The organism is uncultured Tateyamaria sp. (assembly GCF_947503465.1).
In the GTDB taxonomy this organism is placed as follows: domain Bacteria; phylum Pseudomonadota; class Alphaproteobacteria; order Rhodobacterales; family Rhodobacteraceae; genus Tateyamaria.
This window is the reverse complement of sequence record NZ_CANNDN010000001.1, coordinates 279,550-302,770: the sequence shown is the minus strand read 5'-3', so window position 1 is coordinate 302,770 and position 23,221 is coordinate 279,550. Positions and strand designations below refer to the sequence as shown.

The following is a 23,221-nucleotide window of genomic DNA, read 5'->3' as shown; positions in this document are numbered from 1 at the left end:
TTTCGTCCAACGCAGTGCCGAGGCATCCGCGCTTCTTAGAATGAATATAGACAGCAACTTGACGCTTCAATGCTAATCAAATGCGCGTCATGTCGCAGGTCTGGTATTCCTCACCTCTGGTCCACGCGCTTTGACCCAGATCAACCACTGGACACTTGGCCAGTGCGCCGTACTGTGGCCGCAACCCGACATTCAAAGGAAGCCCCATGACCCTCGACGCCGTTCTGTCCCGCATCGATGCCGACCTGCCCCAAGCGACGGAAAGACTGATGGAGTTGCTGCGCATCCCCTCCATCTCGACTGATCCGGCCTTTGCAGATCATTGCCAGACGGCCGCGGACTGGTTGGTGGCCGACTTGCAAAGCATCGGGGTGAAGGCGGAAAGGCGTGCAACCCCCGGCCATCCCATGGTCGTGGGTCACGTGGACGGGGATGGCCCACACCTGCTGTTCTACGGTCACTACGACGTGCAACCGGTTGATCCGCTTGAGCTTTGGGACCGCGGCCCGTTCGATCCACAGCTGGAAGACACGCCGGCGGGCAAGGTGATCCGCGGGCGCGGGTCATCAGATGACAAGGGCCAATTGATGACCTTCGTCGAAGCGTGCCGCGCCTGGCAGGCCGAACACGGCACCCTGCCGTGCCGGATCACCTTCTTCTTCGAGGGTGAAGAGGAATCCGGCTCGCCCTCCCTTGTGCCGTTCATGCAGGAAAACGCGCACGAGCTGAAATCAGATCTTGCGCTGATCTGCGACACGGGGCTCTTTGAATCCCGCGTGCCTGCCATCGTCACCATGCTGCGCGGCCTGCTGGGTGAGGAAATCACCATCACCGCCCCCGACAAGGACCTGCATTCGGGCATGTATGGTGGTGTTTCCATGAACCCGATCCGCGTTCTGACCCGTATCCTCGCCGCGCTGCACGACGATCAGGGCCGCGTGACCGTGCCCGGCTTCTATGACGGCGTGCCCGAACTGCCCGACGACATCCGCAGCCAATGGCAGGGCCTCGCTTTCGATCACGCGAAATTCCTGGGCGATGTTGGCCTGTCCGAGCCCGCAGGTGAACAGGACCGCACCCCGATCGAGATGATCTGGTCGCGTCCCACTTGCGACGTCAACGGCATCTGGGGCGGCTACACCGGCGCGGGGTTCAAGACGGTCCTCCCCTCCAAGGCACACGCCAAGGTCAGCTTCCGCCTCGTCGGCGATCAGGACCCGCACACAATCCGCGAAAATTTCCGCCAGATGGTGCGGGATGCGCTGCCCGCCGACTGCGACGTTGATTTCACAGGCCACGGCGCGGGCCACGCGTCCGTCACCGAAACCACAGATCCCGCCTTCGAAGCAGCCCGCACCGCGCTCACCAACGAATGGAACATCCCGGCGGCCTATGTCGGCTGCGGCGGATCGATCCCCATCGCTGGCCACTTCCAGACCATCCTCGACACCACGCCAATGCTCGTGGGCTTCGGCAAAGACGACGACCAGATCCACTCGCCCAACGAAAAGTACGACCTGGAAAGCTTCCACAAGGGCATCCGCAGCTGGGCGCGCATCCTCGACGCGCTGACCTGATCCCTTTCACTTTGCCAGATAAACTCCGGGGGTGAGCGCGGCACGCGCGAGGGGGCTGGCCCCCTGCCCCGGTCGATCCAAGGGACAAACCAATGGCCGCATTCACGACACCTGACGGCATCACCATCTCCCATGATGTCACTGGCGATGGCCCACCTGTCCTCCTTCTGCACGGCTTTCCCCAGACCCGCGCGATGTGGCACGCTATCGCGCCCGAACTGGCCAAAACCTTTACGGTCGTCACCGCCGATCTGCGCGGTTACGGGGCCAGCACCAAACCGGCACACATGAAGGACATGAGTTTCCGCGCCATGGCGGCGGACCAGCTTGCGCTCATGGCGCATCTTGGCTTTGACCAGTTTCACCTGGTGGGCCACGACCGCGGCGGACGCACGGCACACCGGCTGGCGCTGGATCACCCGGCGGCGGTGCTGTCCCTCACCCTGATGGACATCGTTCCCACGCACCTGTTGCTGAATGACCTGACCCAACAGGTCGCACGCGCCTATTATCACTGGTTTTTCCTGGCCCAGCCCGCGCCGCTGCCGGAAACCATGATCGCCCGCGATCCGGACGCCTACTTCCAAAGCTGCCTTGCAGGCTGGGGCGGCGGCATGGACAGTTTCGACGCCACCGCGCTCGACGCCTACCGAGCGTCGTGGCGCGACCATGACTGCATAAGAACCATGTGCAATGACTACCGCGCCGCCATCGATGTGGATTTTGACCACGATGCCATAGACCTGGGACAGACGGTCGATTGCCCGGCGCTGGTACTCTACGGTGTGGATGGGATCATGGGCCGCGCCTATGACGTGGCCGCGACCTGGGCAGACAGGCTTCTCCAGGTGCAATCCGCCGGGCTGCCCGGCGGACACTTCTTCCCAGACACACACCCCGAAGAGACCGCAAAAGCGCTGCTGACATTCCTCACGGCCCAGGTGTAGGGCAGCGTCCCACCGATCAGATCACCCCGACGAACCGCTCGGGCAAGACATATTGGGTGCCGTAATCCGGCCGGTCGAAATGATAGAACCCCGTGTCGCCGCGCGGCTTGAAGGTGCGGCGCATCTTCCGGCGCAGCGGCTGCATGTCGAACCCGTCCACCATCTCCAGATCGGCAAAGGCTTCGAACACCGCGCGGTCCTCGCCCCGCGCTTCGGCAAACCAATGGCGTCCGATGGATGCTTCCTTCACACCCGCGTTCACTGCCGCAGTCACGGCGTTGCGGTGGTCCATCACACCCACATAGGCCGCGAAATCGCAGAACTTCAGATGCATCAGGTACAGATCATCGGGGGCAAAGATCTTGTCGGCCTGCGTAAAATGCCCCCCCCGCGCGATCTTGACGGGTGCGGCGATGATACAGGGTTTGGAATAGTGCGGCGCCGGGCGCACGTGGCGGCGCGGGCCGATGATGTGATCGGCAACGACGTCCTCTTCCAGATCGATCCGGTGGATCACCTCCAACCCAAGAGGGGTCAGGACCCGCCCCTCCGGTGCGTCTTCAAGCAAGTCCAGCAACGTGCCACCTGCCTGCGGGTCACGGATCACCAACTCGTCCACATCGCCCACGATCACATGGCGATAGTAACGGCGCAGCCCGCCAACCAGGTTGTTCAGCAACCCCCAACGCTTGATGTCGAAATTTTTGTGCGGATCCCCCGGAATGCCGATGATGTTGCAGCCCGCGGCCAACTCGGCCACCTCAGCCCCGCGCCCGTGATTGATGACATAACAGTTTTCCCGCCCGAACATCTCACCGTAGTGGCGCAGCCACGCTTTCAGGAAAAACGCGTCATCGCGCACCATGGTCACGGCGGCCACTGTCTGCATCTGCTAAGGTCCTGCTCAGGGTTCTTTTTGCGCACCCTATCGCAAGGACCCTGACATGAGAATCGCTAATTTTCGGCAAAGGCCAAGATGTTCCTGCCCTCCGACTTCGCCCAGACCGGCCTGCATGTGATCCGCAAGGGCGACACGCCCATCACCCGGTACCAGGTGCTGGGCGAACGGTGTTCGGGCACGAATTTTATCAAAAGACTGCTGGGGCGGAACACCCATCTGACCCCGACCGAAGACCTGGGTTGGAAGCACGGGTTCCCCCATATGCTGGCGGTGCCGTCTGACATGGCCGTCATCATCGCCGTCCGCCGCGCCGACACTTGGGCCAGGTCCATGTACGCCAAACCCTGGCACACGACTCCCGCCCTTCAGGCACTGCCCTTTGGCGACTTCATCCGCGCCGAATGGGACACGATCATCGACCGCACCCGCTATTTCGAAGGGCTGGTTCCCGACGGGTGCGTGGGCACCCCCCTGCAACAGGACCGCGATCCCGACAGCGGCGCGCGCTTTGCCACCCTGTTTGCCCTGCGCAACGCCAAACTGCGCGCGATGCTGTCCCTTCTCAACCGCGACTGCACCTGTGCCGTGATCCGCATGGAAACCGCACAGTCCGCACCGGAAAAGACGCTTTCATCCCTCACCGGTGTCCTCGGCGCAACCGCCAACGCGACCTACCGTCCCGTGGTCAAGCGCCTTGGTTCCAAGTTCAAACCTGCGATCGCGCAACGCCCCCCCCTGCCCGACGGCTGGAGCGACGCGGACATGAACCACTTGCGCGCCAGCATCGATACCGATCTCGAAGGCACCCTCGGCTATACCTACTGATCCAGCTTCATCTTGCCGGACAGACTCCGGGCAGCACGCGCGACCGGCCCCTCTGTACAAAGGGTCCCATTTTAAGTCTGAGGGGGGAAATGGCGCGGTTGACGGGGCTCGAACCCGCGACCCCCGGCGTGACAGGCCGGTACTCTAACCAACTGAGCTACAACCGCGCATTTTGCCTTTCGGCGTGCCCATTCCTCCGGGACCAGAGAGCAGCAGTGGCGCGGTTGACGGGGCTCGAACCCGCGACCCCCGGCGTGACAGGCCGGTACTCTAACCAACTGAGCTACAACCGCCCGCTGCGTTTGGCGGGTTTATGGCGCAGTCACGCCCTCGTCAAGCGGGGTTTTCCCGGCAAATCGAAAATTCGTGGCTGCCGGTCCGGATTTCGCCGGGACAACCCGGTCGTTTGGCGGGTGACCTGCGGTGCCAAGTGCCCGCGGTGCCAATACTCAGGTGCCAATGTCGTCGCTAGGCCAAGGCCTCCAAGGGGCGCAGGGACGCCCACCTGACCCGAACCGCCATGACAGGCTGCCCGGCGATGATATCCTTGAAAGGCCAGCTTTCCACACCGCCCCACCGGGCATAGATGCGGCGGGCAGCGCCATTGCCCGCCATCACCTCCAGCCACAGGTGGTCATGTCCCCTGCGGATCAGCGCGCGCGCGACGCCCGCCATCAGGTGCCGCCCCGTGCCCTTGCCCTGCCGGTCGGCGCGCACGTGCAGGCTTTCCATCATCGGGCCATCGGCGTGGTTGGCGTAAACCAGCGCAAACCCGGCCAATGTGCCTGCGTGTTCCGCGACCAGCGCCACGTCATGGGCTGCGGGCAAACCAGCCCAGCGACCGGCCATTTCATCCACAACCGAACCCGCCAGAAAGGCATCGGGCAACAGTCCCGCATAGCTCCTGCGCCAGCTCTCCAGATGCAACGCCTGCACGCCGGGCAAGTCGCTCTGGACCATGGGCCGTATATGCACTGGCGCGTGGGTCATCGCGCGGTCATTTGGCGGGCAACGGAATGAACTCGTCCTCATCCCCAGGCGGCAATTGGAACCGGCCATGTGCCCAGTCACCCGCGCGCCACGCTTCCTTGGCGGCATCAATGCGGTCCTGCGAGGATGCCACGAAATTCCACCAGATATAGCGCGAGCCTTCCAGCGTCGCACCGCCCAGCAGCATCAGGCGCGCGCCCTGCGCTCCTGCCATCAGCGACATCGCATCCCCGGGCCGGAACACCATCATCTGACCGGCGTCATAAACCGCACCCGCAACCGTGACAGAGCCGTCGACCACGTAAACGCCGCGGTCCTCGTGGTTGTCAGGCAGCGGAATACGCGCGCCCGCCTCCAACACGGCGTCGGCATAGAACATCTCGGAAAACGTCTCGACCGGGGCGCGTTCGCCCCAGGCATCGCCCAGGATCAGGCGCACCTCTTTGCCCTCACCTTCCAGAAACGGCAACGTGTCCTTGGGCGCGTGCTGAAAATCCGCCGGATTGTCTTCGGCATCCCTGGGAAGGGCCACCCAGGTCTGGATGCCAAACAGGTTGTGCGGTTTCCGTCGGATCTCGCCATCGGTGCGTTCGGAATGGGTGATGCCGTGCCCGGCCACCATCCAGTTGACGGCACCGGGTTCAATCCACTGATCGGTGCCCAGACTGTCCCGGTGATGGATCTTGCCCTTGTACAGATAGGTGACGGTCGCAAGGCCGATATGGGGGTGCGGGCGCACGTCAATGCCAGTGCCGGTGACGAATTCGGCCGGGCCCATCTGGTCAAAGAAGATGAACGGGCCAACCATCTGGCGCCGCGGCGCCGGCAGGGCGCGGCGTACCTCGAACCCACCCAGATCGCGTGCACGCGGGACAATGACCGTTTCGATGGCGTCCACCGCATCGCCCTTGGGGCAATCGGGATCAAGGGCGGGGTTCCAGCTCATGGGCGTGTCTCCTTGGGGCGATAGGGTCAAGATAACGCCACGCCACGCCCTCACAAGCATCAGTTTTACACCGCCCCTGTGCGGACCCTCACACCAGCGCGTTCATGAGGACGCTTTGCTGCGCAGTTCGGTCGCGGTGCGTTCCATGTCTGCCGCCAACAGGATCAGTCGCGCCACGTGCCGCGCCTCGTCAGATTGCGCCATTTCGTATGCGGCATATTCCAGAAGGCTCGCCGTCACGGCGAGGGCCGCACTGGTCTTGTCCTGCTGCGGCAGGCCATCAAGTTCCTCCAAAAGCGTTTGCACCCGCGCCCCCAGCATGGGGTTTTGCGCAATGGATCCGTGTATCATGTGTCACCCAATCACTTGCTCAAGTTGCAAGTTTCTAGGGGTTGTCCGCAATAGGTGTCATGTCACGCGCTTACGTGACACGGGGGGTCACGGCAGGATCAGACCGGCCCCGACACCCTGAATGGCGGCCGTTGTGCGGTCGGCTACACCCAGTTTGGAAAAGATGCGTCGCACCAGCGTGTCGACGGTGTGTGGCGACACCAGAAGAATATCGGCAATGCTGCTGTTGGACTTGCCCCGCGCGATCCAGCGCAGGATCTGACGTTCGCGGGGGGACAGATCGCCCACCGCCAGCGCCGCTGGGTTCAGTGCGCAATACCGGATATGCGCCGCCTGCGCGACGACCTGAAAATCCAGCACTGCGGAATCGCTGGGAAAATCGGCAGGATTATCGACGCCAAGCCCGACATATCCGTTGCGCAACCCGGGTCCAAACACCTGAAACGCCAATCCATCGCCGACCCCTGCATCGCGCATCTGGTTCAGATACAGGATCTGTTCGCGCGACAAACGCACCAGGTCGCGGATATGGGACCAGCGAAACGGCGCAATGGTCGATCGGGCAAATTCGGTGATCGGATCAACCGTAAAAAGCTTCTGCTCGATATAGTGACACACCCATTCCTGCGAAAATCCGGCGGCACTCACGTTGACAGACCGCTGCGATTGCACGTCGCCGGTGAAGTGATGATAGCTGACCTTGGTCACGCCGCGGTCATGGAAGTATCGCAACAGCAGCGACCACAAGTCCGGCGTGCTTGTTTCGGCCTGGATGGCCTCCAACACGGTATGCGTCATGTCCGCCCCCAGATGCCTGCGCAGCGTAGCACATGACGGACCGAAGGAACCGCTTTTTCGATCCAGGGTTGCACAAGATCGGATTTGCACCGGGTGACAGAGCGCCATGACGTGTTAGCTGGCACGGAATATCACAAGACCAAGGCGGGTGGTGGGTCGTGAGAGGCTCGAACTCCCGACGCAGAGTGGCGCCGCAGGCGGCGCGCGAACGTCGGGCCATCGACAGCGCGCCACGCATCAAACAGGCAAAGCGGTGCATGGTGGTGGGTCGTGAGAGGCTCGAACTCCCGACATCTTCGGTGTAAACGAAGCGCTCTACCAACTGAGCTAACGACCCGCTGCGCCGGGTATTAGCTCAAGGCATCGGGGGCCTCAAGCCCCTTCTGCAAGACAGGCCTGCACCCCGCCGGACATGTGATAGATGACACCCTGCCCTCCCGGCAACTCGGCAAAGGCATCGGGCTCCAGCCCCAGATAGTGACAGCGCAACATCCGGGATGTGATGCCATGGGTGACAATCACCGCAGGCGCATCAAGCGCCGCCAGAAACGCGCCGGTCCGGGCATGAAGCCCCGCCAACCCTTCGCCGCCGGGCGCGTGATCGTACCATGCCATCCCGTGATCCTGGTCAAACAAATGCGGCACCTGGGCCGCGATCTGCATGCGGGTCCTTCCGGTCCAATCGCCCAGCGTGATCTCGATCAGCCTGCGGTCCTGTCGCGCAAAACGGGCCTGATCGCCCAACGCGATGCGCGCCGTTTCCAGGCACCGCCCCAACGGGCTTGTCCACATCTGCCAGCCCGCCAGATCGACCCCGGCCAGCAACCGGCCTTGCGCCGCCGCCTGCGCCCGCCCGGTGTCCGTCAACGGACTGTCTGCCTCGCCTTGCATGCGCCCTTCGCGGTTCCACTCGGTCTCGCCATGGCGCAGGATCAAAAGGTCAGGATACATCATGAGGGGCGGCTACCGCGCCACAGGCCGCACTGCAAGGCCACGGGTGGAACAGAGACGGTGGATGTCGGCGCTGCAATCTCCATCCTGTATACTCGGAACACCGTGTTGTCCCCGATTGCCCAAATAGCGCCAGCCGCAATTGATCGACCAGAGTGATACATCTTGCGTCTGCCAAGCGCGGGCACGGCGCAGGCCTCTGCGGTCACGCGCGGCTCCGCTCACCTCAGGTATTCGGCCACGACGGATGAACCCGATCCGGGTCGGATCAGCCCCAAAGGATCGGTCGAGATCAGGTGTACCGGCCGTTCGGTGCACAGGTCCGTATCGGCGCCAACACATTCGGCGTCACGGATTTGGACAGGACCAACGTCGCGGGCCATTGTATCTTGTAAATGAACGACGCCTTGACAGAACACCCATGGGCGCGATGTGTCGCCAAGGACCGACCGTTTATGTCGCGGGCGAAATACTCTGTGCGAAAAAGGTCGGAACGCCTGACCCAGAGTGCGGCCGCAGGCAGCGCGCGTCGGTCAGGCCATCAACAGCGCCTAACGGCTTTTCAGCAGCGCGCGTACAGGAAAAGTGGTGGGTGATAAGAGATTTGAACTCCTGACCCAGAGTGCTGCCTCTGGCAGCGCGCGTCGGTCAGGCCATCAACAGCGTCTAACGGCTTTTCAGCAGCGCGCGTACAGGAAAAGTGGTGGGTGATAAGAGATTTGAACTCCTGACATCTTCGATGTGAACGAAGCGCTCTACCACTGAGCTAATCACCCAAACACCGCGCGGTTTAGCCAACTGCGCGGAGCCATGCAAGAGGCTGGTGCCCGAAAATGCTATTCGGCGGCGGTCTTGTCTGCCGCGACTGGCGTTTCGCCCGTATCGCCCGATGCTGGCGCATCTTGCGCCGCGGGCGACGGGTCATTTTGGCGGATCCGCGCAACCAGCATACGGCCAGAGGCCAGCTTTTTCTCGCGGTTGATCTTGACCTTACCCATCGGTTGCAGGTTCAACGTGCGCCCGTCCTGAAGCGCTTCGCCCAGCACGGCCAGCGTGGCCTCGACGGCTGGCTTGACGTCCTTCTTCTTCATGCCGCTCTTGGCCACGACGGCCTCGATCAGCTCTTTCTTGCGCATCATGGGCCCTGCAACGACAGGCGTCGGGGCATCCACAACCACAGGCGCGGTCGGTTTGGCGGCGGCAGCCGTAGGTTTTGCGGGTGCCTTGGGCTTTGGCGTGGTTTTCGCCTTGGCCGTGCCGGCGCGGCTGCGCGTGGAAGTGGTTTTGGAGGTCGTTTTTGTGGTGCGGGTCGCCATTTTGGCCTCTTTCCATTTTGGACTGCTTGCGGCACCCATAACGCGAAACGGTAACGCAATCCATAAGCACGCAACAAAACATTGGAATCAAGTTGGATTGTCGCGCTTTTGGCAACAGCAGGATGCAAGCGGCGCGTCTCAAAGAAAAAGGCGCGCAAGCACATGCTTACGCGCCCCTTTTAATGTCGTGAAGATCAGTGTGCCGTCGCACCCGCACCGGGGTCGCGAGATGCCGCAGCCGCAGCGGCAGCTGCCTCTTCTGCGGCTTCGTCCCACTCTATGGCGTCAGGTTTGGACACCAACGCGCGCTCCAGTACCTCGGTCACGTGGCTGACAGGAATGATATCCAGACCCTCTTTCACGTTGTCCGGGATGTCGGCCAGATCCTTTTCGTTCTCTTCGGGAATGAGAACGGTATTGATCCCGCCACGCAGCGCCGCCAGCAGCTTCTCTTTCAAACCGCCGATGGGCATCGCATTGCCGCGCAAGCTGACCTCGCCCGTCATGGCGATGTCCTTGCGCACCGGAATGCCGGTCAGGACCGAAACGATGGACGTCACCATCGCCAGCCCGGCGCTCGGGCCGTCCTTGGGCGTCGCGCCATCGGGCACGTGCACGTGAATGTCCGCCTTGTCGAACACCGGCGGCTTCACGCCAATCTCGGGGCTGATGGACCGGACATAGGAACTGGCGGCGTCGATGCTCTCCTTCATCACGTCCCCCAGCTTGCCGGTGGTCTTCATCCGACCCTTGCCGGGCAGCTTCAGCGCCTCGATATGCAGCAGGTCGCCACCCACGGACGTCCAGGCCAGACCGGTCACCACACCGATCTGATCGTCCTGTTCGGCCAGGCCATAGCGATGCTTGCGCACACCAAGGAAATCGTCGAGATTGTCAGAGGTTACAACAACTTCTTCAACCTCTTTCTTGACGATCTTGGTCAGCGATTTCCGCGCCACCTTGGCAATCTCGCGTTCAAGGTTCCGCACGCCCGCCTCGCGGGTGTAATAGCGGATGATGTCGCTCAGCGCCTCGTCGGTCAGTTCAAACTCCTTGGCCTTCAGGCCGTGGTTCTTGATCTGCTTGGCAATCAGGTGCTGCTTGGCAATCTCGGACTTTTCGTCCTCGGTGTAGCCCGCCAGCGGAATGATCTCCATCCGGTCCAGCAGCGGCCCGGGCATGTTGTAGCTGTTCGACGTGGTCAGGAACATCACGTTCGACAGGTCGTATTCGACCTCAAGATAGTGGTCCACAAACGTGCCGTTCTGCTCCGGGTCAAGCACTTCAAGCATGGCTGACGCCGGATCACCCCGGAAATCCTGCCCCATTTTGTCGATCTCATCCAGCAGGATCAGCGGGTTTGTCGTCTTGGCCTTTTTCAACGCCTGAATGATCTTGCCCGGCATCGAGCCAATGTAGGTCCGGCGGTGACCGCGAATCTCGCTCTCGTCCCGCACACCACCCAGCGAGATGCGGATAAATTCGCGCCCCGTGGCCTTGGCAACCGACTTCCCAAGCGAGGTCTTGCCCACGCCCGGAGGACCAACCAGACACATGATCGGGCCCTTCATCTTTTTCGAGCGTTGCTGCACCGCCAGATACTCGACAATCCGCTCCTTGACCTTCTCAAGGCCATAGTGGTCGTCATCCAGCACCTTCTGCGCCCGGCCCAGATCTTTCTTCACGCGGGACTTCACGCCCCACGGGATCGACAGCATCCAGTCCAGATAGTTGCGCACAACCGTGGCCTCGGCGGACATGGGCGACATGTTCTTGAGCTTCTTCAGCTCCGCATCCGCCTTCTCGCGCGCCTCTTTCGACAGCTTTGTCGCTTCGATCTTGGCTTCAAGTTCTGCGACTTCGTTCTTGCCGTCCTCGCCGTCACCCAGCTCTTGCTGGATCGCCTTCATCTGTTCGTTCAGATAATACTCGCGCTGCGTCCGCTCCATCTGGGACTTCACGCGGGTCTTGATCTTTTTCTCGACCTGCAACACGGACATTTCGCCCTGCATCAGGCCATAGACCTTCTCAAGCCGCTCGCTCACCGCCAGTGTCTCAAGCAGGTCCTGCTTCTGGTCCACCTCGATGCCCAGATGCCCGGCCACCAGATCGGCCAGCTTCGCAGGCTCGGCAGTCTCGCCAACAGCGGCCAGCGCCTCTTCGGGGATGTTCTTCTTCACCTTGGCGTAACGCTCGAACTCGTCCGCGACAGAGCGCAACAGCGCCTCGGTCGTGGCGATGTCACCCGGCATCTCGGTCAGATACTCGGCACGCGCTTCGAAGAAGTTGTCGTTTTCCAGGTATTCCGTGATGCGCACCCGCGCCTGTCCTTCGACCAGCACCTTGACGGTGCCATCGGGCAGTTTCAGCAGTTGCAGCACATTGGCCAGAACACCGGCCTTGTAGATGCCCGCGGATTCAGGATCGTCCTCGGACGGATCAATCTGGCTCGACAGCAGGATCTGCTTGTCGTCGGCCATCACCTCTTCCAGCGCACGGACCGATTTGTCACGGCCCACGAACAGCGGCACGATCATGTGGGGGAAGACCACGATATCGCGCAGCGGCAGCACCGGGTACGAGGCGTTGAGTGGCTCTTGCATGCTCAAAAGTTCCTTGTCATTGGCAAGACAGCGCGGCCCCGCATTGCGGCAACCCTTGGCTGTCTCCGTGTGTCGGACTGTTTGATCTGTGATCCCAGCCCTTCGGTTTCAAGGTGTATCCTGACGCGGGCGCGGCCAGGGTGCAATGGGGCGGATCAAACTGTCCCCAGATTTTTGGCACAAATTGTCGTGGGTCAGCCGCAGAAAACCGCAAGATAGGGCGATATCCGGCATGACATGCGGCAATCTGCGCGCCCATAGGCGCTTGAACCCCCGGCAGCGGGCCTAAGTCCCACCGCTCAGGAGGATTTGCTGATGTCCACGGTTGCCCTGTTGCTCGCTGCCCTGCTCTTTGGCGGTATGACGTTGTTTTCATTCGGCTTTGCGGCTGTTCTCTTTGCAGTTTATGGCCCGGATCAGGCGCGCAGGGGCATTCGGGGTGCGTTTCCGCACTATTACATGTGGGTGATTGCAACCTCTGCCCTTGCCGGTGCTGTCGCTTTTGTGACCAGTTCCCTGGCGGCGTGGCTGTTGATCGGTATCGCGCTCAGCACCGCCTACGCCCGCCAGATGCTCATGCTGCAGATCAATGCGGCCACGGACGCGGATGACTCGGGTCGGTTCAAAATGCTGCACGGGATCAGCATGGGCATTCAATTGATCCAGATCGGCATGGCCGGATGGGCCCTTGTTCTCCTTGCCGCCTGAACGATCAGGTCACACCAGAGTCAGGACCGCCAATACAGATACCGAGAACCAAACAAACGAGAACACTACAAACTGCACGGCGGTCCCTCCCCAGGGAATGTGACTGACCCGACTATATGGCACAGCGCGGCCTTGCACGATGGGGGAATTCCTGACCATCGGTCCCCGGCCGTCACAAGGGTTCAATATCACCCTCGGCCCGGCCGGCATGAAACGCGGCCTGCCACGCCGCGAACGTGCCCGCCGCAATGGCGTCCCGCATGCCGGCCATGATCTCCTGGTAGTAATGCAGGTTGTGCCAGGTCAGCAGCATGCCCGAAATCATCTCTTGGGCGCGGAACACATGGTGCAGATAGGCGCGCGAGTAGTTTGAACAGGCCGGACAGGTGCAATCTTCGTCCAATGGGCGCGGATCGTCGGCATGGCGCGCGTTCTTGATGTTCACGACACCGTGCCGGGTGAACACCTGCCCCGTGCGCCCCGACCGCGAAGGCAGCACGCAATCCATCATGTCGATGCCCCGCGCGACAGCCCCGACAATGTCATCGGGCTTGCCCACGCCCATCAGGTATCGCGGCTTGTCCTGCGGCAACTGCTCGGGCGCATAGTCCAGGCAGCCGAACATGGCCTCCTGCCCTTCGCCCACGGCCAGACCGCCCACGGCATAGCCTTCGAACCCGATCTGCCGCAGCGCCTCTGCACTCTCGCCGCGCAGGTCCTCCTCCAACCCGCCCTGCTGGATGCCAAAGAGCGCATGGCCGGGCCGGTCCCCAAACGCATCGCGCGACCGGCGCGCCCAGCGCATGGACAGGCGCATGCTGTCAGCTATCCGGTCCCGGTCCGCAGGCAGCGCGGGGCATTCGTCAAAACACATCACGATGTCCGACCCCAGCAGCCGCTGGATCTCCATCGACCGTTCCGGGGTCAGGGCGTGCTTGGACCCGTCGATATGGGATTTGAAGGTCACGCCCTCTTCGGTCAGCTTGCGCAGGCCCGCAAGGCTCATCACCTGGAACCCGCCACTGTCGGTCAGAATGGGCCGGTCCCAATTCATGAACCTGTGCAAGCCGCCCAAGCGATCAATCCGTTCGGCAGTAGGGCGCAACATCAGGTGATAGGTGTTGCCCAGCAGGATATCGGCCCCTGTCGCGCGCACGCTTTCAGGCATCATCGCCTTGACGGTAGCGGCGGTGCCAACAGGCATGAAGGCGGGCGTGCGGATCTCACCCCGCGGGGTCGAGATCACACCCGTCCGCGCCCGCCCGTCGGTGGCGTTCAGATCAAAGGAAAATGCTGTCATGCGGGGCCTCGTCTCGGTTCAAGGGCCCCGCTTAGCGCCCGCCGCACGTGATGCCAAGGGCAGGCCTACCCACTCACGCACGCGCCGGGCGCAAAGAACCACGCCAGACCCTGCGCTGCCCAGTCCGGCAACTCGCCTGCGCAATGAAAGAACCGCAACGTGGGTGGCGTGATCAGCGCCAACCAGGCCAGCGCACAGGCCGACCGCACCCGATCCGCCCAGACCATTGAGCGCAGCTGCCACCCCTCCTCGGGAATGACCGCCCCCGCCTGTTCGCGCCGCCCCAATTGATCAAGGCGGAAAAACAGCAGAATGGTCAGCAGTGCGGTGGGCAGTGATGCGTATTGCCAAGGGTGCAAGTTGCTCCAATCCAGTACCAGGACCAGGGACAGGGGCACGACTGGCAAGTCCATCCCCTGGGCCTGTTGCAGGACCGCGAGGGCCGATGGCAGGTCAACGATCAACGCGGCCAGCGCCACGGTCACGCCAACGAGCGACAGAACAAGCCGCACCCACGCCAGAACGGTCCGCGGCAGGCTGCGCATCCAGACCAGACGGCTTTGGCCGTCATAAGGAGAAGCGAGGAACAGGAGTGGCAGGTAGAACCATGCGGTGGATTTGAGGGCCCAGCGGAAAAGGTATGTCGGCACGAAAATAAGGGCCAGAACACTCACCGCCGGAAGATATGCAAAGCAGCGCAGGAGGAACCTGAACAGAATCGCCAGCTCAAAGTTCTCTCGGATCCGCACGTCAGCGAACATTTCTCTCGGTGCCAGAACAGCGATCGTGTCGACGGACCAAAACAGGTCCGTGCCCTGAGAGCCCGGCAATGGATCAGGCGCAACAGCAACATCCGTTTGCAAGACGATCCGCCGCCAGTTGCGGGTCGACTGTCGCACCCCGCGCACCAGGAAAACGGCGGGCGCCGCGAGCCTGATCATGGTCGGTGCAAAAAATAGTATGACCGAATAGCCGACCAAATAGCTCGGAGCGCCGATGACTGTTGTCACCCACACAAAAATTCGCCCGCGCAAGAACATAACGGGCCCGGCCGTATCATTCTTGAAAAAGCAGATCAGCAAACTGGCCAGCAGGAAAAGCGTCGAAACCAAGAGGAAGGGAGCATCCAAAAGAAACAGCAACGCTGTTGCCGCAACCAGGTTGAGCGCATGGATGTCCCGACGTATATAGTCGTCCAGTGCATCTTCGGCCCGCTCCGCCCACTCAAGGCCCAGCGCCACACTCTCGTCCGACCTGAACAGCATCAGCGGCATGACCAGCACGCCCACCAGCAAATGCAAATGCGTGTCCCAGATCCACGCAATCGCCCAGTAGATGGCAACCATCGCCACCGTTTCGACGCAGGCCAGCACCGACAGCTTGCCTTTCCGCACTGTCTCCGTACTCGCCACCCAGACCCAACTGCGCTCGGCCACGCGTTTCACTCCGCACCAACGTCCCGCATAACGTTAGAGCAAAGCCCCCGCCACCTGTCCACCACGTGATGGCGTCGGGCAACACAGGCGCAGCACCATCCCCCAAAATCACCCCGCAATCGCCCTGCCCGCGCGCCGATCACGCCCGGTTTTCGTCAAATTGTCGGGATACCCCCCGTCCCTGCATAATTTACCTCCGCATCCGGACACCGGGCGTGGATCATAAACAACATATGAGGTCTCGCGATGAGCAGCGCAGGACAATCTCCCACGACCGTTCTGGTCGAAGACACGGCCAATACATACGCCTGGAGCAGTATTTGCAGCACCTATGACCCGTTCGGTTTCCTGACCGCACGCGACACCGTCATGGACAACGGGCGCACCACGTCCGAGACGTTCTTTGGCCCGCAACGGCTCAGCTTTACCGAAACGGACACCGCCGCCAACAACGCCAACTGGGACAGCCGGACCACGGAATGGAACTGGATGGGCCAGAAGACGGCGCGCACCATCACCTATGACAACGGTGACCAGCGCATCGAACGCTATGACCCCAATACCGGCTTCCGCATCCAGCGGACGGAAATCGACGGCGACGACAACAAGAACTGGGCGTCGCTGACCACCACCTACGATGCCGACACCCACGTGCGGACCGGGCTGGAAAAGGTGCTGGACAACGGGCGCATCGACATCACGACCTTTGACGCCGACAGCGGTGCCCGCACCAGCCGCACGATCATCGACGGCGCGGACAACGCGGGCTGGCACAGCCGCGCCTTCACCTATGACGCCGACACCGGGCGGCTGACCTCCAGCCATATCGTGCAGGACGACGGCCGCAGCGACCTGGTGACCTACGCGGACGGCCGCCTTGCCTCGATGCTGCAAACGGACGGGTCGTCGGATACGTTCGACTGGCAGACCCGCGAAACCACCTATGACGTCAATGGCCGCATCGCGCTGGTCGAAGAGGTGCAGGATGATGGCGACCTGATCGTGTCCTCCTACGCAGGCGGGCGGCTCACGGACCAGACGACCTATGACAATTCGGGCGATGCCGCCTGGCACGTCCAGGACGTGTCCTATGACACCAATGGGGATGTGACCGACACCACCTATTATGACGAGATCGGGAACATCCTGATCCTCTGATCCGGGAACCAACCCCACGCCCACGCCTTTACGTTGTGGGCGTCCCCGACGCTTGTTAGGGTGGCCGAACGCGTAAAGACGGACCAAGGGGGCGGCATGGACACGTTGAATTTCGGCTGGGAAGAATGGGTGGCATTGCCGGAACTGGGTCTGCCCGCCCTCAGGGCCAAGATCGATACCGGCGCGCGCACCTCCGCGCTCCATGCCCACGACATCGAGGTGTTCGGGTCCGCCAAGACGCCCAAGGTCCGGTTCAACGTGCACCCCATCGCGGGCAAAGACCACGTGTCGATCACCTGTTCCGCCCCCATCCTCGACCGGCGCGAGGTGACGTCATCGAACGGCGAGGCCGAGTTGCGCTATGTCATCGAAACCCGGCTGGAAGTGGCAGGCCAATCCTGGCCCATCGAAGTGACGCTGACGGACCGGTCGTCCATGACGTCGCGCATGTTGCTGGGACGGCAGGCGCTCCAGGACCACATCAGCATCACGGCCTCCGAAAAGCGGCTGCAACCGGACCTCAGCTATGATGTCTACCATTCCTCGGCCATGCGCAAAGTGGCCCCCGCGCGGGCCTTGCGCATCGCCGTGCTCAGCCGCGAGAACAACTATTCTACCCGGCGGCTGGTCGAGGTGGGCGAGGCGCGCGGCCATTCGGTCGAGGTGATCGACACCACCCGCTGTTACATGGCGATCAACGCCATGGCCCCCGAAGTGCACTATGACGGCAAGCGCCTGCCGCGCTACGACGCGGTGATCCCGCGCATCGGCGCGTCCGTCACCAGCTACGGCACCGCCGTCATCCGCCAGTTCGAAACCACGGGCACCTATTGCGTGAACGGCTCTGCCGGGATCACGGCCAGCCGGGACAAGCTGCACGCGCACCAGATCCTCGCCTCGAAAAAGATCGGTATGCCCACCACCGCCTTCGCTGCCTCGCCCCGCGACACAGCCAACATTCTCGGGCTGGTGGGGTCTGCCCCCGTGATCGTGAAACTGCTGGAAAGCACCCAGGGCAAGGGCGTCGTGCTGGCCGAAACCAAAAAGGCCGCGGAATCGGTGATCGACGCCTTCCGGGGCCTGCGGGCCAACTTCCTCGTGCAGGATTTCGTCAAGGAGGCGGCGGGCGAGGACATCCGCTGCCTGGTGATCGACGGCAGGGTCGTGGCGTCCATGAAACGCACCGGAGCCGAGGGCGATTTCCGGTCGAACCTGCACCGCGGGGGGTCGGCCAAATCGGTGCGGATCAGCAAGGAAGAACGCGACACCGCGGTGCGCGCCGCGCGGGCCTTTGGCCTGGGCACGTCCGGCGTGGACCTGCTGCGGTCCGAAACCGGGCCCAAGGTGCTGGAAGTGAACTCAAGCCCCGGCTTCGAGGGGATCGAAAACGCCACGGGCAAGGACATCGTGGGCAAGGTCTATGACATGATCGAAGCACGGGTAAAGCCGAAGCCGGTGCGCAAACGGGCCTGACGCACGGGGGCCCTGACCAAATTGAAATCCCGGGTTGGCTGATCCAGCCGGAATGCACCGCCCTCCGGGAACCAGGGGTGTCTGGCTGTCCTGACGCGGCACCCGGATTTCGCCGATCCGCCGCGACGCGACGCGCCAGTCCAGGCGTCGGCGTGCACGGCAACGGCCTGCGCGACATGCGCGCGGGGCCGCCCCCCGCGCCGTCCCCGCAGGCAAACCCGAACGGATCTCAATGCTCCGGCCCCGACACAAACCGATCGTTCGGCGCCTCGCCGGGATGTGCTACCCTGTGGGCATTTAACGCCGAAGGATTTTCAGATGACATTACGCATTCGGGGAACCGCGCGGTTCCGTGCCTCCACCTTGCAGGCGCTTCAGACGATCTGCCCCTGCTTTCTGTATTCCCTTTCCGATGATGGCGAGGTGCTGCTGCAATCGCCGCAGGATCACGCCAGTTTCTGCCGGTGCTATTGTGCACATCTGGCGGGCTGCAACCTGATGGCCGACCTGACGTCCGACGCAAACACCGTCACCATTCAACGCGGACGACGCGGTCTGTACGACCCGCGCAGACGGCGGGTGCGCTGGAATCCGCGCGCCCAACCGCGCACCCGTACGACCAATGGCCGCCAACGGACTCCGCCGGACATTGTGCTGGGACACGAACTGATCCACGCGCATCACCACAACAGCGGCACGCTGGCACAGGGCCGCACCAACGGCATCCTGAACGAAGAGATCAATACCGTCCGGGGCGAGAACCAGCTGCGGGCCGACAAGACCCCGCCCGTGCCGCAACGCACGCATTATGGACGCCGCCGCGTGCCCAATCCCGGCACGCACGACCTTGACACGACCGACCGCTACGACTGCAACTGCGGCGCACCGCGCCCCGAACCACGTATCGAGGAGGAGGCCCACGTGACGCCCGACCAATTGAGCATCCGCTTGCAAAAGATGGCCGGTCAGGCCCCCACGGACCTCGGGGCCGAGATGGCCGAGGCCCTCGCCCTGCGCGACATCGCCGCCACGGGCGAGGCGTTTGAACGCACAATGGACAGCGCCACCGCCGCCCCGCGTGCCATCATCTTCGAAACCATCAGCGTGGCGGACGAAAGCCACATTTACTTCGCCATCACCCAGGACGCCAAGACGGCGCGCCTGATCACCAACGCCGTGCTCGAACAGGTCGACGGCCTGTGGGACATCGACCAGCGGGACAGCCCCAAAACGCATGCCCTGCCCCTGTCAGACGACACGGCCAAGAGGCTCGACCGCGCCTTTGGCACGCAGATCAAGGACCGTATCGGCGGCGATGACGACGTGCTGGACGGGACCTTCGACATCCTCACGATGCTGGAAGAGGGCAAGCCGCGCATCGCTGCGCTCTATGGCGCGGACTGGGGCGGCTTTGACGAGGACGCCGCCCCGCCCGACAACCGGGCAGATGCCGGCACCTGGAAGGCGATGGAAGAGGTGCGCGCGCTGATCCTGCACCTGTGGGACCAAAGGTAAACGCGCGCGGCACAGCCTTGCGGTATCGCCTGGGCGGGTGACCGCAGGCGACTGCGGTCAGGGCTGCCACAACGCCGTGTCGGGGTGGAATTGCGACCACGCAAACCAGAACGCCTGGTGACTGCCCAGATCGGCCCCGTCCGCGCCAACGGCCCGAATGCCGCCCGCGTCCAGTTCCAGCCGCACATCCTCGTATCCGATCTCCGCCCCCGCCTTCAACGCGGCCAGCGCGGTGCTGCGCTGAAAGGCGACAGGCGTGCCCGTGCCGGTGATGACACCGATGACATCCTCGTGCACAGACAGGCGCGGGTCCACGTCACCCACCGGAAAGATCGGCCCATTGGCATCGCGCCCGTTGCGGAAGTCAAAGTCGCGCCCCAGCGCATAGCGTTCCAGCAGAACGGTCGTGTCCGGATATTGCTCTTTCCAGGTGCCCCAGTCGGTGGTGATCACGGTGGCCTGCTCCAACTTGACTCCCTTCTCGGCCAGCGGCCCGGTCACGGCATGGCCCAGGAAGGTGTCGAACACGGAATAGGTGACGCGGTCATACATCACCTTGTTGGACCGGATCAGCAGGCCCGAAGTGCGCAAAATCGGCCGCTCGACGCCTGCGGGCAACCGGTCCGTGAAATAGGCCTGCGCCGCCCCGCACAGCGTGCAGTACGGAATGCCCAGATCACGCCCGCCCAAGGTGTCATTGACCATCTCGCGCACCTCCATGATCTGACGCGGATAGGCGCGGGCCTCGCCGTTGACCTCGACACCAAAGACGATGTCATCATCCTCCAGCCAGGTGGCCTCTGCCGCCGAACTCACCTCCGGGTTGTCCGCCGCCGGGATGCAGTTGCACGCGTCATCCGTGGTGTCATAGGGCCGGTCGTCAATCAGAACACCGCCCCAGGACACCAGACGCCAGTCAATATCGCCCTCGACGAAAATCCGGTCCCAGCCCGGAACGAAATTGGTGAAAATGGCGCGCTTGGTCTCGAGATAGCCGGGATAGGACGGGATGTCCCAGGCGATCAAATGGTCGGTCACCTGCCCCCAGCGCTGCGGCCCGTCATAGTCGATCTGTAACAGCTTGGCGGCCGCGGCGGCCAACGCATCGTCAAAGGACGCACGCCAGGTAAACCGCATCATGTCGCTGATGACCCAGGCCAGGCGCGGATCACCGGACTCGGCAATCTCGGTCAGCGCCAGTTGCTGGTCACGGCCCCATGCGGATTGGGTCAGACTGTCCTCGAACACCACCCGCACCGCAAAGCGCAGCGTTTCGGGCAAGGGTCCATCGGGGACGGCCGGCGGATGGCCGAACGCGTCCGTGACATAGGCGGGCAAGGGCGCGGCCTCTTTGGCCTGCGCCGCACATACCGACAGGGCCAGCGCCAGAACAGCGGCGCACAGGCGATCAAAACGGGGGTTCCACATGAAATGACCTTTCAATGTCAAAATCCGTGCCGCCCCGAACCGATGCGGGGCACCACAGACAGGGGCAGCAGTACATGACCGCACCATTGGCCAGAACGGCGTCCGGCACCAATCACGTCCATTGAACCCTTGGTGAACGGCGGCGCACCCTTTACCGGCCCCTCTGCTTTCCCTATATAAACGGTCAGGAACACGACACCGGGGATCCCATGAACCAGCCCACAGACCAAATGGAAGGCACACCGCTCATCGCGCCGTCCTCCACCGATCACCCGCTGCACGAGGCGGTGGTCGAAGCCTGTCGCACGGTCTATGACCCTGAAATTCCGGTCAATATCTTTGAACTTGGGCTGATCTACACGATCGACATCTCGCCCGAGAACGACGTGAAGGTGATCATGACGCTGACCGCCCCCGGCTGCCCCGTGGCGGGCGAAATGCCGGGCTGGGTTGCGGATGCGGTCGAACCGCTGCCGGGCGTCAAACAGGTCGACGTGGAACTCACCTGGGAACCGCCCTGGGGCATGGAGATGATGTCGGACGAGGCGCGGCTGGAACTGGGCTTCATGTAGGCGGCAGGTTCCCGCCACTTACACCCATCCGTTACAAAACGGTTACCAAACCATAATCCATCGCCTAAGAAACTGTCACATGGGCAGGGCTATCTATCACGGGTCAACACTCGCAGAAAGATACTCACATGCGCCTCCCCCTTGCCTGCCTCCTGCTCGCATCCGCCCCCGCCTCGCTTCTGGCGGACGGGCATGCGGCCTCGATCACGGTCGACTACGGCCCCCGCCCTGCCTACCTGATCGACAAACTGCCCGAAGGCGCGCTGAAGTCGAAACTGCAAAGCTGCGAGGGCCAGACGCCCGCCAAGTCCGACTTTTCCATCGGGCACCGCGGCGCGCCGATGATGTTCCCCGAACACACGGTGGAATCGAACGTGGCCGCCGCGCGCATGGGCGCAGGGATCCTGGAATGCGACGTGACCTTTACCGAAGATCACGAACTGGTCTGCCGCCACGCGCAAAACGACCTGCACACGACAACCAACATCCTGCTGACGGATCTGGCTGACACCTGCATCACCCCGTTCTCGCCCGCATCTGGCGATACCGACGCGGCCGCCGAATGCCGCACCTCGGAACTGACGCTGGCGGAATTCGAAACCCTGACGCCCAAGATGGACAGCGCCGACAAGACGGCCACCACGCCCGAAGCCTACCAGGGCGGCATCGCCGGCTGGCGCACCGACCTCTACACCGATGGCGCGCAGCTGATGACACATGCCGAGTCCATCGCCCTGTTCAAATCGCTGGGGGCCAAGTTCACACCCGAACTCAAATCGCCCTCCGTCGACATGCCGCACAATGGCTTCTCCCAGGCCGACTATGCCCAGAAGCTGATCGACGAATACAAGGCCGCAGGCATCCCCGCGTCGGACGTCTGGGCCCAAAGCTTCAACCTCGAAGACGTGCTCTACTGGATTGAAAATGAACCGGAATTCGGGGCGCAAGCGGTCTATCTCGATGACAGCTACAACATCGACGGCTTCGATTTCAACGACCCCGCCACCTACCCCGACAGCATGACGAGCCTCTACGAGCGCGGGGTCCGCTACATCGCGCCGCCCATGTGGATGCTGGTCACCATGGAAAACGGCCAGATCGTGCCCTCGGCCTACGCCAAGGAGGCAAAAACCGCCGGTCTGAACATCATCACATGGACGCTGGAACGCTCCGGTCCGCTGGGCGGTGGCGGCGGCTGGTACTTCCAGTCGATCACCGATGCGACCACACATGACGGTGTCTATTACGAACTGCTGGATGTGCTGGCACAGGACGTGGGTGTCGTCGGCGTCTTTTCCGACTGGCCTGCCACGGTCACCTATTACGCGAACTGCATGGGCCTGTAACCCGTACCCCGCGCCATCCCCGCGCATGTACAGGCCTGATCAAGGGCCGCCGGTCCCCCGGCGGCCCTTTTTTTTGATGG

Annotated in this window: 21 protein-coding genes and 4 tRNA genes; 9 read left to right on the top strand and 16 right to left on the bottom strand. The window is 62.7% G+C overall.

All coding sequences use genetic code 11. The features are described 5' to 3' along the window. Positions 1–206 precede the first annotated feature (206 nt). Positions 207–1,577 (top strand): M20/M25/M40 family metallo-hydrolase, encoded by a 1,371-nt coding sequence (locus Q0844_RS01565; RefSeq protein WP_299041351.1) that lies wholly within the window; start codon positions 207–209, stop codon positions 1,575–1,577. A 92-nt stretch (positions 1,578–1,669) separates the two neighbouring features. Continuing rightward, positions 1,670–2,524, top strand: a complete 855-nt coding sequence (locus Q0844_RS01560; protein WP_299041350.1) for an alpha/beta hydrolase — start codon at positions 1,670–1,672, stop codon at positions 2,522–2,524. A gap of 16 nt (positions 2,525–2,540) precedes the next feature. Here the strand turns inward: Q0844_RS01560 and Q0844_RS01555 are convergent, their stop codons facing one another. Next, entirely contained in the window at positions 2,541–3,413 is an 873-nt protein-coding gene (locus tag Q0844_RS01555) for a glycosyltransferase family 2 protein (protein WP_299041349.1), read from the bottom strand. An 87-nt stretch (positions 3,414–3,500) separates the two neighbouring features. Here Q0844_RS01555 and Q0844_RS01550 point away from each other — a divergent pair, with 87 nt between their 5' ends. Further along, positions 3,501–4,250, top strand: a complete 750-nt coding sequence (locus Q0844_RS01550) for a hypothetical protein (RefSeq protein WP_299041348.1) — start codon at positions 3,501–3,503, stop codon at positions 4,248–4,250. A gap of 90 nt (positions 4,251–4,340) precedes the next feature. Here the strand turns inward: Q0844_RS01550 and Q0844_RS01545 are convergent. The 12 genes from Q0844_RS01545 to lon all read right to left on the bottom strand — a co-directional run bounded on the left by Q0844_RS01545 (position 4,341) and on the right by lon (position 12,205). Then, a tRNA-Asp gene (locus Q0844_RS01545) sits at positions 4,341–4,417 on the bottom strand. Positions 4,418–4,466: 49 nt separating this feature from the next. After that, positions 4,467–4,543 (bottom strand) — tRNA-Asp (locus Q0844_RS01540). A gap of 175 nt (positions 4,544–4,718) precedes the next feature. Further along, entirely contained in the window at positions 4,719–5,240 is a 522-nt protein-coding gene (locus Q0844_RS01535; protein ID WP_299041346.1) for a GNAT family N-acetyltransferase, read from the bottom strand. A 7-nt stretch (positions 5,241–5,247) separates the two neighbouring features. Then, positions 5,248–6,186: a pirin family protein gene (locus tag Q0844_RS01530; protein ID WP_299041344.1), complete on the bottom strand. Its 939-nt coding sequence runs from the start codon at positions 6,184–6,186 to the stop codon at positions 5,248–5,250. A 102-nt stretch (positions 6,187–6,288) separates the two neighbouring features. After that, positions 6,289–6,537, bottom strand: coding sequence for a hypothetical protein (locus Q0844_RS01525; protein ID WP_299041343.1), 249 nt, complete (start codon positions 6,535–6,537; stop codon positions 6,289–6,291). Positions 6,538–6,624: 87 nt separating this feature from the next. Beyond that, positions 6,625–7,335 carry a LuxR family transcriptional regulator gene (locus tag Q0844_RS01520; protein ID WP_299041341.1) on the bottom strand — a complete coding sequence of 237 codons (711 nt, stop codon included), beginning with the start codon at positions 7,333–7,335 and terminating at the stop codon, positions 6,625–6,627. Between the two features lie 261 nt (positions 7,336–7,596). Beyond that, positions 7,597–7,672 (bottom strand) — tRNA-Val (locus Q0844_RS01515). A gap of 35 nt (positions 7,673–7,707) precedes the next feature. Then, positions 7,708–8,289 (bottom strand): histidine phosphatase family protein, encoded by a 582-nt coding sequence (locus tag Q0844_RS01510; RefSeq protein WP_299041339.1) that lies wholly within the window; start codon positions 8,287–8,289, stop codon positions 7,708–7,710. 218 nt (positions 8,290–8,507) lie between these two features. Further along, a complete protein-coding gene (locus Q0844_RS01505; RefSeq protein WP_299041337.1) occupies positions 8,508–8,669 on the bottom strand; it encodes a hypothetical protein in 162 nt (53 codons plus the stop codon). Between the two features lie 318 nt (positions 8,670–8,987). Beyond that, positions 8,988–9,062, bottom strand: a tRNA-Val gene (locus Q0844_RS01500). Between the two features lie 60 nt (positions 9,063–9,122). Next, complete coding sequence (locus Q0844_RS01495; RefSeq protein WP_299041335.1) at positions 9,123–9,602, bottom strand: HU family DNA-binding protein; 480 nt, start codon at positions 9,600–9,602, stop codon at positions 9,123–9,125. A gap of 194 nt (positions 9,603–9,796) precedes the next feature. Next, a complete protein-coding gene (gene lon / locus Q0844_RS01490; RefSeq protein WP_299041333.1) occupies positions 9,797–12,205 on the bottom strand; it encodes an endopeptidase La in 2,409 nt (802 codons plus the stop codon). A 315-nt stretch (positions 12,206–12,520) separates the two neighbouring features. Here lon and Q0844_RS01485 point away from each other — a divergent pair, with 315 nt between their 5' ends. Beyond that, a complete protein-coding gene (locus tag Q0844_RS01485) occupies positions 12,521–12,913 on the top strand; it encodes a DUF4149 domain-containing protein (RefSeq protein ID WP_299041331.1) in 393 nt (130 codons plus the stop codon). A 172-nt stretch (positions 12,914–13,085) separates the two neighbouring features. Here the strand turns inward: Q0844_RS01485 and tgt are convergent, their stop codons facing one another. Next, complete coding sequence (gene tgt, locus Q0844_RS01480; RefSeq protein WP_299041329.1) at positions 13,086–14,213, bottom strand: tRNA guanosine(34) transglycosylase Tgt; 1,128 nt, start codon at positions 14,211–14,213, stop codon at positions 13,086–13,088. A gap of 65 nt (positions 14,214–14,278) precedes the next feature. Continuing rightward, a complete protein-coding gene (locus Q0844_RS01475) occupies positions 14,279–15,658 on the bottom strand; it encodes a hypothetical protein (protein WP_299041328.1) in 1,380 nt (459 codons plus the stop codon). A 237-nt stretch (positions 15,659–15,895) separates the two neighbouring features. Between Q0844_RS01475 and Q0844_RS01470 the strand changes: the two genes are divergently transcribed. The 3 genes from Q0844_RS01470 to Q0844_RS01460 all read left to right on the top strand — a co-directional run bounded on the left by Q0844_RS01470 (position 15,896) and on the right by Q0844_RS01460 (position 19,795). Next, the gene (locus Q0844_RS01470) at positions 15,896–16,807 is read left to right on the top strand and encodes a hypothetical protein (protein WP_299041325.1); all 912 of its coding nucleotides are present in this window, start codon (positions 15,896–15,898) and stop codon (positions 16,805–16,807) included. Positions 16,808–16,903: 96 nt separating this feature from the next. Next, the gene (rimK, locus tag Q0844_RS01465; RefSeq protein ID WP_299041323.1) at positions 16,904–18,280 is read left to right on the top strand and encodes a 30S ribosomal protein S6--L-glutamate ligase; all 1,377 of its coding nucleotides are present in this window, start codon (positions 16,904–16,906) and stop codon (positions 18,278–18,280) included. 318 nt (positions 18,281–18,598) lie between these two features. Beyond that, complete coding sequence (locus tag Q0844_RS01460; RefSeq protein ID WP_299041321.1) at positions 18,599–19,795, top strand: M91 family zinc metallopeptidase; 1,197 nt, start codon at positions 18,599–18,601, stop codon at positions 19,793–19,795. A gap of 57 nt (positions 19,796–19,852) precedes the next feature. Here the strand turns inward: Q0844_RS01460 and Q0844_RS01455 are convergent, their stop codons facing one another. Next, the gene (locus Q0844_RS01455; RefSeq protein WP_299041319.1) at positions 19,853–21,223 is read right to left on the bottom strand and encodes a DUF3179 domain-containing (seleno)protein; all 1,371 of its coding nucleotides are present in this window, start codon (positions 21,221–21,223) and stop codon (positions 19,853–19,855) included. A gap of 209 nt (positions 21,224–21,432) precedes the next feature. Here Q0844_RS01455 and Q0844_RS01450 point away from each other — a divergent pair, with 209 nt between their 5' ends. Continuing rightward, the gene (locus Q0844_RS01450; protein ID WP_299041317.1) at positions 21,433–21,795 is read left to right on the top strand and encodes an SUF system Fe-S cluster assembly protein; all 363 of its coding nucleotides are present in this window, start codon (positions 21,433–21,435) and stop codon (positions 21,793–21,795) included. 128 nt (positions 21,796–21,923) lie between these two features. After that, positions 21,924–23,141: a glycerophosphodiester phosphodiesterase family protein gene (locus Q0844_RS01445; protein ID WP_299041315.1), complete on the top strand. Its 1,218-nt coding sequence runs from the start codon at positions 21,924–21,926 to the stop codon at positions 23,139–23,141. The last annotated feature ends 80 nt before the right edge of the window (positions 23,142–23,221 follow it).

What these genes read in the sequence shown, in the direction of transcription:
- Q0844_RS01555 (WP_299041349.1), bottom strand. Translation starts at nt 3,413, where the DNA reads ATGCAGACAGTGGCCGCCGTGACCATGGTGCGCGATGACGCGTTTTTC.
- Q0844_RS01460 (WP_299041321.1), top strand. Translation starts at nt 18,599, where the DNA reads ATGACATTACGCATTCGGGGAACCGCGCGGTTCCGTGCCTCCACCTTG.
- rimK (WP_299041323.1), top strand. Translation starts at nt 16,904, where the DNA reads ATGGACACGTTGAATTTCGGCTGGGAAGAATGGGTGGCATTGCCGGAA.
- Q0844_RS01565 (WP_299041351.1), top strand. Translation starts at nt 207, where the DNA reads ATGACCCTCGACGCCGTTCTGTCCCGCATCGATGCCGACCTGCCCCAA.
- Q0844_RS01505 (WP_299041337.1), bottom strand. Translation starts at nt 8,669, where the DNA reads ATGGCCCGCGACGTTGGTCCTGTCCAAATCCGTGACGCCGAATGTGTT.
- Q0844_RS01520 (WP_299041341.1), bottom strand. Translation starts at nt 7,335, where the DNA reads ATGACGCATACCGTGTTGGAGGCCATCCAGGCCGAAACAAGCACGCCG.
- Q0844_RS01535 (WP_299041346.1), bottom strand. Translation starts at nt 5,240, where the DNA reads ATGACCCACGCGCCAGTGCATATACGGCCCATGGTCCAGAGCGACTTG.
- Q0844_RS01455 (WP_299041319.1), bottom strand. Translation starts at nt 21,223, where the DNA reads ATGTGGAACCCCCGTTTTGATCGCCTGTGCGCCGCTGTTCTGGCGCTG.
- Q0844_RS01485 (WP_299041331.1), top strand. Translation starts at nt 12,521, where the DNA reads ATGTCCACGGTTGCCCTGTTGCTCGCTGCCCTGCTCTTTGGCGGTATG.
- Q0844_RS01525 (WP_299041343.1), bottom strand. Translation starts at nt 6,537, where the DNA reads ATGATACACGGATCCATTGCGCAAAACCCCATGCTGGGGGCGCGGGTG.
- Q0844_RS01530 (WP_299041344.1), bottom strand. Translation starts at nt 6,186, where the DNA reads ATGAGCTGGAACCCCGCCCTTGATCCCGATTGCCCCAAGGGCGATGCG.
- Q0844_RS01560 (WP_299041350.1), top strand. Translation starts at nt 1,670, where the DNA reads ATGGCCGCATTCACGACACCTGACGGCATCACCATCTCCCATGATGTC.
- Q0844_RS01450 (WP_299041317.1), top strand. Translation starts at nt 21,433, where the DNA reads ATGAACCAGCCCACAGACCAAATGGAAGGCACACCGCTCATCGCGCCG.
- lon (WP_299041333.1), bottom strand. Translation starts at nt 12,205, where the DNA reads ATGCAAGAGCCACTCAACGCCTCGTACCCGGTGCTGCCGCTGCGCGAT.
- Q0844_RS01550 (WP_299041348.1), top strand. Translation starts at nt 3,501, where the DNA reads ATGTTCCTGCCCTCCGACTTCGCCCAGACCGGCCTGCATGTGATCCGC.
- tgt (WP_299041329.1), bottom strand. Translation starts at nt 14,213, where the DNA reads ATGACAGCATTTTCCTTTGATCTGAACGCCACCGACGGGCGGGCGCGG.
- Q0844_RS01510 (WP_299041339.1), bottom strand. Translation starts at nt 8,289, where the DNA reads ATGATGTATCCTGACCTTTTGATCCTGCGCCATGGCGAGACCGAGTGG.
- Q0844_RS01445 (WP_299041315.1), top strand. Translation starts at nt 21,924, where the DNA reads ATGCGCCTCCCCCTTGCCTGCCTCCTGCTCGCATCCGCCCCCGCCTCG.
- Q0844_RS01495 (WP_299041335.1), bottom strand. Translation starts at nt 9,602, where the DNA reads ATGGCGACCCGCACCACAAAAACGACCTCCAAAACCACTTCCACGCGC.
- Q0844_RS01470 (WP_299041325.1), top strand. Translation starts at nt 15,896, where the DNA reads ATGAGCAGCGCAGGACAATCTCCCACGACCGTTCTGGTCGAAGACACG.